This window comes from Planosporangium spinosum (assembly GCF_049999945.1).
Classification (GTDB): domain Bacteria; phylum Actinomycetota; class Actinomycetes; order Mycobacteriales; family Micromonosporaceae; genus Planosporangium; species Planosporangium spinosum.
Map to the genome: position 1 here is coordinate 148,695 of NZ_JBLYUB010000014.1, position 11,962 is coordinate 160,656.

The following is an 11,962-nucleotide window of genomic DNA, read 5'->3' on the forward strand; positions in this document are numbered from 1 at the left end:
CGTACTCGTCACGATCGTGGCGCGGATTCCCGGGTCATGGCGGCGAGCGCCGCGCGTACCGGCAACCGGTTGATCACGGACGCGAAGCTGGTGTCGCCGCGGCAGAACCGGGCGAACCATCGCCAGCCCGGCGGCGTGGCGAGCGCCAGGTGGAACGCCCCCGGGTGCCGGGTGAACGCCGCGAGCAGCCGGCGACCGGCGCGCATCTCCGATACCAGGGTCCGTTCGATCTCGGCCGCGTACCCGCGCAGGGCTTCCTCGGTGTCGGTCTCGGTGTCGCCGAGCGCGGCGCGGGCGGCCACCGACCCGGCCGCCGTACCGGAGCGCAGCGCGTAGCTGATCCCCTCGCGGGTCCACGGCTCCAGCAGGCCCGCCGCGTCACCGGCGACGATCACGCGGCCGCGGCGCAGCGGCGAGTCGTCGGTCCGGCACCGGGTGAGGTGGCCCGAGTCGTGGATCGGCTCGATGCCGGCCAGGCCCAGCCGGTCGACGAAGTCCCGGAGGTACGCCCGGGTCCGCTCGCCGTGACCGCGCGCGGCGATGACCCCGACAGTCAGCCGGTGGTCCTTGGGGAACACCCACGCGTACGAACCGGGCAGCGGCCCCCAGTCGATCAGCACCCGGCCCCGCCACCGGTCGTGTACCGGGTCGGGCACCGGCAGCTCCAGCTCCAGACCGAGATCCACCTGTCCGAACCGGACACCCACGTGCCGGGCGGTCACCCCGGACGAGCCGTCGGCGCCGACCACGACCCGCGCCGCCACGCTGCCGCCGTCGGCGAGCCGGACGTACGCGTGTCCGTCCGCCTGGTCGATGCCGCGCACCCGGGTCCGCTCCCGCACGACCGCGCCCGCCGCGACGGCGCTCTCCCGCAGCGCGTCGTCGAACTCGTCGCGGCGCACCATGCCCAGCAGTGGTGCCGGGTCGCGCCGGGTGAAGCCCCGGCGGCCGTTGTGGGTGAAGGTCGCGGCGCGTACCCGGTCACGCCGGGCCAGTACCGCCGGCGCGTCCGGCTCCAGGGACGTGACCACGTCGAGGGAGGCGCCGACCAGGCCGCCGCCGCAGGTCTTGTACCGGGGGTGCGCGGCGCGCTCGACCACCACGGTCCGGGCACCGGCACGTGCCGCCGTGTACGCCGCCGCGAGCCCCGCCGGCCCGGCGCCGACGACGGCCACATCCCACACCACCGACGCGTCCCGCGCCACCGACGCCGACATGGCCGGCAGCTTATCCCAGCCGGTCGGGTGACCCTCCCGGCCGGCCCGTCGCCGCCCGCGCCGGGATCGCACCATCCGGACCCGTTGCCGCCGGCCAGCGCCGGTACGTGGGACGCGTCACGCCGTGTTCAGCCGCTCCGCGTGTTTAGCGGATCCGCGCGGGCGGTACGTGGCATCCATGCCGGTCACGCAGAAGCCCCTGCACATCATGTGGCATGCGGTGACGATCGAGGTCGCGCTCATCGCGTTCACCGTGCTCGTCATCGCCGTCCTGCTGGCCCCGGAGGGGCGCCACCGGCTACGCGCGCTGGCGGCCCGGGTCGCGGAGTCGCGCTTCCGCCGGGTCCGCCTCCGTGCACAGGCGGCGGAGCTGCACCGGTACGCCGAGGAACTGCGGGTGGCGGCCAGCCGGGCGGAGGTGACGGCCGAGCGTCGGCACCGGGAGTGGACGGTGGCACACCAGACGCGCGAGGCCGCGTGGCAGGCGTTCGAGGCGGCGGACGCGGCGGCCCGGCGCGCCTCGCTCGCGGCCGCGTACCCCCTGCCGTCCAGTGCGGACGACCCGGACGACCGGGGCTTCCGCGAACGGTACCTGCACGACGCGGCGACCGCGGCGTACCAGCGCGGCGAGTTGACCGCCGAGCAGCTGGCCGACGTCCTGGCGCACCGCAACGGCTGGGATCCGCGCCGGCACCCCTGCGAGCAGGAGGCGATGCTGCGCCGGGCCGGACGGCAGCGGATGCTGGCGGCGTACCGGACCGCCGCGGAGATGGAACGGGCCGCCCGGCACGCGGCCGACACGGCGGCGGCCGCCCGGCGCAGCCTCGACGACGAGGCGTTCGCGGCGGGGCTGCGGGCCCGCCAGGCGAGCGTCCGGCTGGCCGCCGAACTGCCGCGCCGGCAGCGGACGGCGCTGGCGGCGCGGGTACCGGCCCAGGCGGAGCTCACCCAGCGGGTACCGGCCCGGGCGGTGGCAGCCCAGGCGGCGTCGGAGGTGCGGCGCGTACCCGGTCAGCGGGTACCGGCCCAGCGGGTGGCGGCACTGCCTCGCGGCGCCCGGTGAGCGGCCACGGCGCCGGGTGACCGGTGCCCGGTGAGCGGCCACGGCGTCCGGTGATCCAGGAAATCTGATGCGCCCCGGCGGCGGCGTGTCGGAGGATGGGCCATGGCCTGGTTCACGACGGGGGACCCCGGGACGTTTCTAGCGGTGGCGGGCGATTTCCTGCACGCGAGGGCGGCGGCGAACACCCTGCCGCTGACCATCGCGGAGACGCTCGGCACGAGTGGCGTCACGGCCTACGGCGGGGACAGCCCGCTGCTCGGCTGGTGGCGACCGGAGCGGGCGGCGGTGGCGGGTGTGTTCGTGCACACCCCGCCGTACCCGGCGGTGGTCACCCGCCTGCCCGGGCCGGCCGTACCGTCCCTGGCGGAGCACCTGGCGGCCCTCGGCCGACCGCTGTCCGGCGTCAACGGGGACCGGGAGGTCGCCGAGGCGTTCGCCGCCGAGTGGGTGCGGCGTACCGGCGGCGCCGTCCACCTTCACCAGCAGCACCGGCTGTACCGGCTCGCGGACCTGACCCCACCGCGGCCCGCGCCGCCCGGCCACGCGCGGATCGCCGGCACCGCCGACCTCGACCTGGTGCTGGCCTGGTGGGAGGAGTTCGTGGTGGAGGTGGGTGACACTCCGAGCGACCGTACGAACGTGGTCGCGGACCGCATCGGCCACGGCGGCGTGCTGCTGTGGGAGGTGAACGGGGCGCCCGTCGCGATGGCCGGGGTCACCCGCCCGGTCGCCGGGATGGTCCGGGTCGGACCCGTGTACACCCCGCCACGGCTGCGCGGCCGGGGCTACGCCGGTGCCGTGACCGCCGCGGTGAGCCGGGCCGCGCGGACCGGCGGTGCGGCCGAGGTGCTGCTCTTCGCCGACCTGGCCAACCCGACGAGCAACGGCCTCTACCAGCGTCTGGGCTACCGCCCGGTCGGGGACCACGTCATCCTGTCCTTCGTAGGGGGATCCGCCGTCCTAGGTGGTGCCTAACCTTCCACGATCGGGCCGTCCTGGGTCGGCAGCTCGTTCTCGGCCGGCAGTGGTGGGAGCGGGCCGACGACCTGTTCGTAGACGGCCGACAGCCCGTCGATGAGGGCGTCGAGGCCGAGGGTGAACGCGCCCTCGTCGACGCTCTGCTGGTGCTCGGCGAGCCGGTGCGCGCCCGTCAGGTGCGGGTACCGGCCTGCGTAGAGCTGCGGATCCTCGACGAATCCGCGGGCGAACGAGCCGAGCGCCGAACCGGCGACGAAGTAGCGCATCAACGCGCCGATGTGGGTGGCGCGGGCCGGCGGCCAGCCCGCGTCGACCAGCCCGCCGTACACCGCGTCGGCCATGGCGAGCGACGCCGGCCGGCGGCCCGGCCCCTGGGCGAGGTACGGGACGATGTTCGGGTGCGCGGCCAGCGCGTCGCGGTACGAGCGGGCCCATCGCCGCAGCGCCACCCGCCAGTCGTAGCGGCCGAAAACCGAGATGTCGACCTGTGCGGTCACGGCGTCGGCGACGGCGTCGAGGAGGTCCTCCTTGGTCGCCACGTGGTTGTACAGCGACGGTCCGCGTACGCCCAGCTCGGCGGCGAGCCGGCGGGTCGACAGCGCGGCGAGGCCCTCCCGGTCGATCAGGTCGGTGGCCGCCTCGATGATGCGCTGCCGGCTCAGCAGCGCTTGACGCGGTCTGGCCATGGGCCACCTCTCCGGAGCCGTGCGGTTGTCGGGTGCTGCGGGTGTCGGGTGCTGTGGACGTCAGGTGCTGTGGGTGCCAGGCGCTGTGGACGTCAGGCGAACTCTGCCATATCGGGGACTGGACGACGGAAAACTTCCACCGCTAGTTTAATGGGGTTCCCCGAGGTGACGGAGACGACATGGACCTGGTGCTCTCCCCGGAGCAGACCGCGGTGCGGCAGCTCGCCGCCGACTTCGTCGATCGCGAGGTGGTTCCGCACGCCGCCGAGTGGGACCGCCGTGAAGCGGTCGACCCCGGCATCGTCTCCAAGCTCGGTGACCTGGGCTTCCTCGGACTGACGATCCCCGAGGACCACGGCGGGTCCGGCGGCGACCACCTGGCGTACTGCCTGGTCCTGGAGGAGCTGGGGCGTGGCGACTCGTCGGTGCGGGGCATCGTCTCGGTGTCGCTCGGCCTGGTCGCCAAGTCGATCGCCGCCTACGGCACCGAAGCGCAGAAGCGGGAGTGGCTGCCGCGGCTGTGCGCCGGCGAGGCGCTCGGCTGCTTCGCGCTCACCGAACCGGACACCGGCTCCGACGCGGCGTCGCTGCGTACCCGGGCCGTGCGCGACGGCGACGACTGGGTCATCTCCGGGTCGAAGATTTTCATCACCAACGGCACATTGGCCGACGTCGCGCTGGTCTTCGTGCGCACCGGCGGCGACGGTCACCGGGGCATCAGCGCGTTCCTCGTGCCGACCGACACGGCCGGGCTGACCCGCCGGGAGATCCACGGCAAGCTCGGCCTGCGCGGCCAGGCCACCGCGGAGCTGGTCTTCGACAACGTCCGGGTACCCGACTCCGCCCGGCTCGCCGCTGAGGGCAAGGGGTTCAGCATCGCGATGGCGGCCCTGGCCAAGGGGCGGATGTCGGTCGCGGCCGGTTGCGTCGGCATCGCGCAGGGGTGCCTGGACGCCGCCGTGGCCTACGCCCGCGACCGCCAGCAGTTCGGCAAGCCGATCGCGTCGTACCAGCTGGTGCAGCAGCTCATCTCGGACATCGCCGTGGACACCGCCGCTGCCCGGCTGCTGGTGTGGCGGGTCGCCGACCTCATCGACCGGGGCGAGCAGTTCGCCACCGAGTCGTCCATGGCGAAGCTGTTCGCCAGCGAGGCCGCCGTGCGCGCGGCCAACAACGCGCTCCAGGTCTTCGGCGGCTACGGCTACATCGACGAGTACCCGGTCGGCAAGTACCTGCGCGACGCCCGCGTCACGACCCTCTACGAGGGAACCAGCCAGATCCAGCAGCTGCTCATCGGCCGCGCGCTGACCGGCGTCAACGCGTTCGGCTGACCGGCCCGACCGCCCCACCTGACCCGCGACCGGCCCTCACCACCATCGCGACCGGCCCTCACCACCATCCGGAGGAACACCATGGACTTCTCCCTCGGCGACGAAGAGAAGGCGATCCGCGACACCGCCCGCGACTTCATCCGTAAGGAGGTCATGCCTCTGGAACAGGAGGTGCTGCGGCGCGAGCGGGCCCACCAGCCCGGCCTGGACCGCGGCGAACTGCGCGAGCTGCAGCTCAAGGCGAAGAAGTTCGGCTTCTGGGGGCTCGGTACGCCGCAAGAGTACGGCGGCATGGACCTGCCGGCCGTCATGCAGTCGCTGATCTGGACCGAGCTGGGGCGGACGTTCGTGCCGTTCCGCTTCGGCGGCGAGGCCGACAACATCCTGTTCTACGCCAACGAGGAGCAGAAGCAGGAGTACCTCCTCCCCACCATCGAGGGTGAGCGCATCTCCTGCTTCGCCATCACCGAGCCGGGTGCCGGCTCGGACGCGGCCAACATCAAGCTGTCCGCCCGCTCCGACGGCGACGACTGGATCCTCAACGGCGAGAAGACCTTCATCACCAACGGCAACGACGCCGACTTCGCCATCGTGGTCGCGGTGACCGACAAGGAGAAGGGCGTGCGTGGCGGCGGCACCACCGCGTTCCTCGTCGACCGCGCGATGGGCTGGCGCTCGGAGTTCATCCAGACCATGGGGGAGGGCGGCCCGGCGTCGCTGATCTTCGACAACGTCCGGGTACCCAGCCGCAACATCCTCGGCGAGATCGGGCAGGGCTTCAACCTGGGCATGCAGTGGATCGGCAAGGGCCGGTACACGATCCCGTCACACGCCATCGGCATCGCCGAGCGGGCGCTGTCGATGGCGCTCGAGCAGGCCCGCACCCGGGAGACGTTCGGCAAGCCGATCGGCACCAACCAGGCGATCCAGTGGATGATCGCCGACTCGGAGGTCGAGTTGGAGGCCGCGCGGTGGCTGGTACTCAAGGCCGCCTGGAGCATCGACGCCGGGCTCGACCCGCGGCACTCGTCGTCGATGGCGAAGCTGTACGGCGCGGGCATGGTCAACCGGGTCGTCGACCGGGTCCTGCAGATCCACGGCGGCATGGGCTACACCCGTGAGCTGCCGATCGAGCGGTGGTACCGCCAGGTCCGGCTGTACCGGATCTTCGAGGGCACCGACGAGATGCAGCGGCTGATCATCTCCCGTGACCTGCTGCGCGGGTACACCATGATCGGCGGTCACCTCGCGTGACGGCGCTCTCGCTGGCGACGATCCTCGCCGAGTCGGCCCGCCGGTACCCCGACAAGGTCGCCGTCGTCGACGGCGCCGTCCGGGTCACGTACGCGCAGTTGTGGGAGCAGGCCCGGACGTACGCGGCGGCCTTGGGTGACCTGGGCGTCCAGCCCGGTGACACGGTCGCCATGATCGCACCCAACGTGGTGGAGTTCCCGCGCGTCTACTACGGCGCGCTCGCGGCCGGCGCCACGGTGGTGCCGGTCCACCTTCTGCTCACCGCCGATGAAGCCGCGTACGTCCTGCGCGACAGCCGGGCGGACGTCCTGGTCTGCCACACCAGCCAGCTCACCATGGGCACCGAGGCGGCGCGGTCGGCCGGGATCCCGCTGGTCACCGTGGGACCGGTCCCCGCGGAGACAGCGGGACAGGTGCGGCGGCTGGAGGACGTGAGCGCGGCCGTGCAGCCGCTGCGCTCGTACGTCACCCGCGCGGCGGAGGACACCGCGGTCGTCTTCTACACCAGCGGCACCACCGGCGAGCCGAAGGGTGCCCTGCTCACCCATCTGAACCTGGTGATGAACGCGACGGTCAACGCCTTCGACGCCAACGACGTGCGCAGCGACGACGTGGCGCTGGGCTGCCTGCCGCTGTTCCACACGTTCGGGCAGACGGTCAGCATGAACTCGACGTTCCGCGTCGGTGGCACGATGGTGCTGCTGCCGCGGTTCACCGGCGACGCGGCGATCGAGTTGATGCTGCGCGAGGGCGTCAACGTCTTCCACGGCGTGCCGACCATGTACGTCGCGCTGGTGGAGGCGGCGGCCCGGTACGAGCGACTGCCGCAGCTGCGGCTGTGCATCTCCGGCGGGGCGTCGCTGCCGGTGGCCGTGCTCGAGAGGTTCAACGCGGCGTTCTCGACGACCATCTTCGAAGGGTACGGGCTGTCGGAGACCTCGCCGACGGCGTCGGTCAACCAGCCGCACTTCGGCACCCGGCCCGGGACCGTCGGCCACCCGATCTGGGGTGTCGAGGTCGAGGTCGCCCGCGCCGAACTGGACGATCGGATCGAGCTGGTGCCGGACGGGGAACTGGGCGAGATCGTGATCCGCGGGCACAACGTCTTCGCCGGCTACCTCGGCCGGCCGGAGGCGACCGAACAGGCGCTCGTGGACGGCTGGTTCCGCACCGGCGACCTCGGTACCAAGGACGCCGATGGGTTCATCTCGATCGTGGACCGGAAGAAGGACCTGGTCATCCGCGGCGGCTTCAACGTGTACCCGCGCGAGGTGGAGGAGGTGCTCGCCCGGCATCCGGCCGTGGCACAGGTCGCCGTGATCGGCGTACCGGACGAGGTGCACGGCGAGGAGATCTGCGCGGTCGTGGTCCTCGACGGCGGGGTGCTCGACGGCGAAGGGCCGTCGCTCACCGAGGACGAGCTCATCGCCTGGAGCCGGGAACGGCTGGGCCGGCACAAGTACCCGCGCCAGATCCGCTTCGTCGACGAGCTTCCGCTCGGGCCCAGCCACAAGGTGCTCAAACGGGAACTGCGACGGACGATCGCGGGGCAGCACACGGGCGTCGCGCCCTGACTCCCGTTGACCTGGCGCCGCCTTTTGTGACCTGTTGCACAAAATGCGGCGGATTATCGCTGTTCCGTGGAAGGTTGTACTTCACGTCGGTGTGATCAGTGTCCCCGGGCCTCATCCCATTTGCCGTCGCGGAATACCGTTCGGCCGGAGCCGCGTCGCGCCACTCGCCGCGAGGCGACCTGCACACCGGCGCCAAAACCCCACGCCGGTCCGGCGTGGGGTTTTGTATATCCGCGACCCCGGCCCGTCCGCCGGACGGGCCGGGGTCGCGGTCGCCCCGGGCGGGCTGGTAGGTCAGACGCGGAAGTGCCGGACGACCTGCTGCAGGTCGCTGCTCATCCGGGCCAGCTCCTCGGCGGCCCGCTGCGACTCGGCGACACCTTCGGTGGTGGTCGACGCGGCCGCCGCGACGCCGGCGATGTTCGACGCGATCTCGGAACTGCCCGTGGCGGCCTCCGCCACGCTGCGGGTGATCTCCCCGGTCGTGGCCGACTGCTCTTCCACCGCCGAGGCGATGGTCAGCTGGTAGTCGTTGATCCGCCCGATGATGGCACTGATCTCGTCGATCGCCTCCACCGCGCCGGCGGTGTCGGTCTGGATCGTATGGACCCGCCGTGAGATGTCCTCGGTCGCCCGCGCCGTCTCCTGCGCCAGGTCCTTGACCTCGCTGGCCACGACCGCGAAGCCCTTGCCGGCCTCGCCGGCGCGCGCGGCCTCGATCGTGGCGTTCAGCGCCAGCAGGTTGGTCTGCTCGGCGATCGACGTGATCACCTTGACCACGTCGGCGATCCGAGCGGAGGACTCGCCGAGCTTGCTCATCGTCCCGGTCGTGCTGGCGGCCACGTCGACCGCCTGGGCGGCGACCGTGACCGCTTCGTTGGCGTTGTGGGAGATCTCTCCGATCGAGGAGCCCATCTCCTCCGAGCCGGACGCGACGGTCTGCACGCTGCGCGACACCTCCTCGGCGGTTTCGGCCACCACGTTGGCCTGCGCTGACATCTGCTGCGCAGCCGCGGACATCGAGCCGCCGACCTCGGTCAGGTGCTGCGACGAGGTGGTCAGGGCGCCTGACGTCTCGACGATCCGCGCGACGGTGTCGCGGACCGACGCCCGCATCCGCTCCAGCGCGGCGGCCATCTGCCCGATCTCGTCGCGACTGTCCACGTCGACCGCCTCGGTCAGGTCGCCGTCGGCCATCCTGCCGAGCAGGTCTCGCACCCGGCGCACGGGTGACACGATGAGGCGGTAGTTCCACAGCGCGATGACGCCGCCCACCACGAGCCCTACCGCGGCCGCGACGATCGTGAGCAGGAGGACGGTCTGCGCGGTGCTGTCCGCATCCTTGTTCGCCTGTGCGCGGCCCTTGTTCACCGACGCGACGAGCTTGTCGGTGGATGCGCCGAGCTTGGAGAACAGGTCGTTCGAGTCCCCGTTCAGGATCGTCACGGCCTCCGCCGCGCTGGTGGGGGAGTTCTTCTTCAGTACGGCGACGATCTTGTCGTCGGTGGCGAAGACGGACTCCCACTCCTGGCGGATCTCGGCCGTCAACGCCTTCTGCTCCGGGGTCATCCACTGCTCGTGCATGCCCTTGAGCACGTCCTGAAGGATCGCCACGGAGTCGATGTAGCCCTTGCGGTTGGCGCTGTTCGGGTCGACCGCGGTCACCGGGTCCTTGGCGTAGGCGTCCAGGATGTACCAGGCCTGCCAGGCGATGATGTCGAGGTTGTAATACGCGAGCTGTTTGGTCTCGGCCGCCACCACGGTGAGGTTGGCGACCTGGTTGCGTGCGGCGGCCTGCCGGGAGGAGCCCCAGATTCCGACGCCGGTCACGGCGATGACGCTGAGGGCCAGCACCGCCACCGTCGCCAGGAACTTGGTACCGATGCGGAGGTCGGTGGCGCGCTGCCGGAATGAGCGCGGGCCACCTCCCGCCGCGCTCGTGCGCGTGTTGCTCATGACGCTCCTATCTACGCCGCCGGCCCGGGGCCCTGCGGCACCTCGTCCCGCTGGCCTACGGCCGGGCGGGAGGCGGCCATACCGCGGGAGGGGCGCGCTATGACCTCTGTCGCCTGCCCATCGACTGTCGACCAATCCGGATTCAGGCGTTTTAGTGTGACATAGAGCATAAGGTCGGCTAGGTCGCTAGATCGCTAGATCGCTAGATCGCTAGATCGCTAGATCGCTAGATCGCTAGATCGCCAGGTCGCCAGGTCGCCAGGTCGCCAGGTCCGGGGCCGGGCCTTCTGCGTCGGCGCGGCGCGTGCGCCGCGCTTACCACGCATGCCGTGCTCACATGGCGAAGTGCATCGATTATCTTCGCTGTAGGCATTTACTGTTAGGACTCTTTATTTTAAATTAGGTGAGACGTCTCGGATGCCGGCGCTCCGGTTTCCGCTCCCATCCAGCTCGCGGCGCCACGAGCAAGACCGTCGCAGGAACACGTCCCGTCGCCACGACACCACGTCGCCAGGACCACGTCGCCACGACCAAGGAGGACCGCATGCGAAAACGGATCACGCTCCCGGCACTGACGGCCGCCGCCGTCCTGACCTCGCTGGCGGTAGCCGTACCCGCCAGCGCGCACGGTTACGTGTCGGCGCCGCCCAGCCGGCAGGCCCTGTGCGCGCAGGGGCGCGTCAAGGACTGCGGCCAGATCCAGTACGAGCCGCAGAGCGTCGAGGGGCCCAAGGGGCTGCGCAGCTGCAGCGGCGGCAACGCCCGGTTCGCCGTGCTCGACGACGAGAGCAAGGGCTGGCCCGCCACCTCCGCGGGGCGGTCGGTGACGTTCAACTGGGTCTTCACCGCCCGGCACGCCACCACCAACTTCGAGTACTACATCGGCAACACGCGGATCGCGTCGTTCGACGGCGGCGGCAAGCAGCCGCCCGCCAGCGTGTCCCACACCGTCAACCTGGGCAACCGGACCGGGCGTCAGAAGGTGCTCGCGATCTGGAACATCGCCGACACGGCGAACGCGTTCTACTCCTGCATCGACCTCCAGGTGAGCTGACGCTCGGACGGTGATGACCTGAGCATCGGCTCAGGAGGCGATGAACGGCGTCCGGGCCCGGCATCCTGGGCCCGGACGCCGGCGCGTCGTGTCTTCCGGCGGGTCAGGTGCCGGGGTGGCGATGATCGTCGCCGCCCGCGCCGGCACTCGTCCACAAGCGACAGACTAGTTGTCCGCGCCTCGTTTAATCCCGTCCGCAGTGGATAGTCCGCACGCACCGCCGGTCCGATGCCGACGGCTTGCTCGCCTGTCTGTGTATCCGTGCCGCCGGTTTGGCCGGCGCCAGCGTGATCTCAGACGGTGACGCATCACCAGGTCACGTTCGGTACTCCGATTTTCCGGGTCTATCGGGAGGTATTGGTGCGAAAAATGATCGAGGACGGGTCCCCGGAGGCGGCGAGAGGCTCTCTTCGCCGACGCAGCGGAGTGCGGCCGCGCCTGTTGGCGGCGGCGTCGATCGCGGTGATGGCGGTAGGGGCTCCCGGTGGGGTGGCAGCGGCAGCGGCCCACGCTCCTGCCGTCGTCCCGGCGTCCTGCGATTCTCAGGACGAGTGGTCCGGCCCCTGCAAGTCCCCGACCCCGCCAGTGAAGACGACCTCGCCGACCCCGCCGGTGAAGACGGCCTCGCCGAAGCCGCCGGTGAAGACGACCTCGCCGGCTCCGACCAAGTCGACCGCGCCCTCAGTCAAACCCAGCGGCGCCCCGCGCACCGGTGGCGGCGGTACGGCCGGATCCGATGTCGAGTTCCTGGTGCCGCTGGCTGCCCTGGCCGTCCTCGCCCCGGTCGGCATCGCCCTGACGCGGCGACGCCGGGTGGCGAATGAGTGATTCCCCGCCGGGACCAACCCG

General features: G+C 71.6%; 9 protein-coding genes and 1 pseudogene. 7 read left to right on the plus strand and 3 right to left on the minus strand.

Annotated features, from left to right (window positions below):
• Positions 1 to 8: 8 nt before the first annotated feature.
• Positions 9 to 1,217: a geranylgeranyl reductase family protein gene (locus ACNTMW_RS19720; RefSeq protein ID WP_426635149.1), complete on the minus strand. Its 1,209-nt coding sequence runs from the start codon at positions 1,215 to 1,217 to the stop codon at positions 9 to 11.
• Between the two features lie 178 nt (positions 1,218 to 1,395).
• Here ACNTMW_RS19720 and ACNTMW_RS19725 point away from each other — a divergent pair, with 178 nt between their 5' ends.
• Positions 1,396 to 2,280, plus strand: coding sequence for a hypothetical protein (locus ACNTMW_RS19725; protein WP_426635150.1), 885 nt, complete (start codon positions 1,396 to 1,398; stop codon positions 2,278 to 2,280).
• A gap of 144 nt (positions 2,281 to 2,424) precedes the next feature.
• Positions 2,425 to 3,255 carry a GNAT family N-acetyltransferase gene (locus ACNTMW_RS19730; protein ID WP_426635151.1) on the plus strand — a complete coding sequence of 277 codons (831 nt, stop codon included), beginning with the start codon at positions 2,425 to 2,427 and terminating at the stop codon, positions 3,253 to 3,255.
• Here ACNTMW_RS19730 and ACNTMW_RS19735 read toward each other — a convergent pair.
• A complete protein-coding gene (locus ACNTMW_RS19735) occupies positions 3,252 to 3,944 on the minus strand; it encodes a TetR/AcrR family transcriptional regulator (RefSeq protein WP_426635152.1) in 693 nt (230 codons plus the stop codon). The genes ACNTMW_RS19730 and ACNTMW_RS19735 overlap by 4 nt on opposite strands.
• A 179-nt stretch (positions 3,945 to 4,123) precedes the next feature.
• On the opposite strand from ACNTMW_RS19735, the gene ACNTMW_RS19740 reads away from it, so the two are divergent.
• From ACNTMW_RS19740 to ACNTMW_RS19750, 3 genes are all read left to right on the plus strand, one after another.
• Positions 4,124 to 5,275: an acyl-CoA dehydrogenase family protein gene (locus ACNTMW_RS19740; RefSeq protein ID WP_426635153.1), complete on the plus strand. Its 1,152-nt coding sequence runs from the start codon at positions 4,124 to 4,126 to the stop codon at positions 5,273 to 5,275.
• Positions 5,276 to 5,356: 81 nt separating this feature from the next.
• On the plus strand, positions 5,357 to 6,529 hold the full coding sequence (locus ACNTMW_RS19745; RefSeq protein ID WP_426635154.1) for an acyl-CoA dehydrogenase family protein: 1,173 nt from the start codon (positions 5,357 to 5,359) through the stop codon (positions 6,527 to 6,529).
• A complete protein-coding gene (locus tag ACNTMW_RS19750) occupies positions 6,526 to 8,103 on the plus strand; it encodes a long-chain-fatty-acid--CoA ligase (protein WP_426635155.1) in 1,578 nt (525 codons plus the stop codon). Before ACNTMW_RS19745 ends, ACNTMW_RS19750 begins: the two co-directional genes overlap by 4 nt.
• 294 nt (positions 8,104 to 8,397) lie before the next feature.
• On the opposite strand, the gene ACNTMW_RS19755 is transcribed toward ACNTMW_RS19750, so the two are convergent.
• Positions 8,398 to 10,059 (minus strand): methyl-accepting chemotaxis protein, encoded by a 1,662-nt coding sequence (locus tag ACNTMW_RS19755; protein ID WP_426635156.1) that lies wholly within the window; start codon positions 10,057 to 10,059, stop codon positions 8,398 to 8,400.
• A 544-nt stretch (positions 10,060 to 10,603) separates the two neighbouring features.
• Between ACNTMW_RS19755 and ACNTMW_RS19760 the strand changes: the two are divergent.
• Both ACNTMW_RS19760 and ACNTMW_RS19765 read left to right on the plus strand, forming a co-directional pair.
• Positions 10,604 to 11,107, plus strand: a pseudogene (locus tag ACNTMW_RS19760) (lytic polysaccharide monooxygenase auxiliary activity family 9 protein); the annotation flags it as partial.
• Between the two features lie 591 nt (positions 11,108 to 11,698).
• The gene (locus tag ACNTMW_RS19765; protein WP_426635157.1) at positions 11,699 to 11,941 is read left to right on the plus strand and encodes a hypothetical protein; all 243 of its coding nucleotides are present in this window, start codon (positions 11,699 to 11,701) and stop codon (positions 11,939 to 11,941) included.
• Positions 11,942 to 11,962: the final 21 nt, after the last annotated feature.

Bases quoted from the DNA above. Each gene is read 5' to 3' on its own strand.
- ACNTMW_RS19720 (WP_426635149.1), bottom strand. From the start codon at position 1,217: ATGTCGGCGTCGGTGGCGCGGGACGCGTCGGTGGTGTGGGATGTGGCC.
- ACNTMW_RS19725 (WP_426635150.1), top strand. From the start codon at position 1,396: ATGCCGGTCACGCAGAAGCCCCTGCACATCATGTGGCATGCGGTGACG.
- ACNTMW_RS19735 (WP_426635152.1), bottom strand. From the start codon at position 3,944: ATGGCCAGACCGCGTCAAGCGCTGCTGAGCCGGCAGCGCATCATCGAG.
- ACNTMW_RS19740 (WP_426635153.1), top strand. From the start codon at position 4,124: ATGGACCTGGTGCTCTCCCCGGAGCAGACCGCGGTGCGGCAGCTCGCC.
- ACNTMW_RS19745 (WP_426635154.1), top strand. From the start codon at position 5,357: ATGGACTTCTCCCTCGGCGACGAAGAGAAGGCGATCCGCGACACCGCC.
- ACNTMW_RS19755 (WP_426635156.1), bottom strand. From the start codon at position 10,059: ATGAGCAACACGCGCACGAGCGCGGCGGGAGGTGGCCCGCGCTCATTC.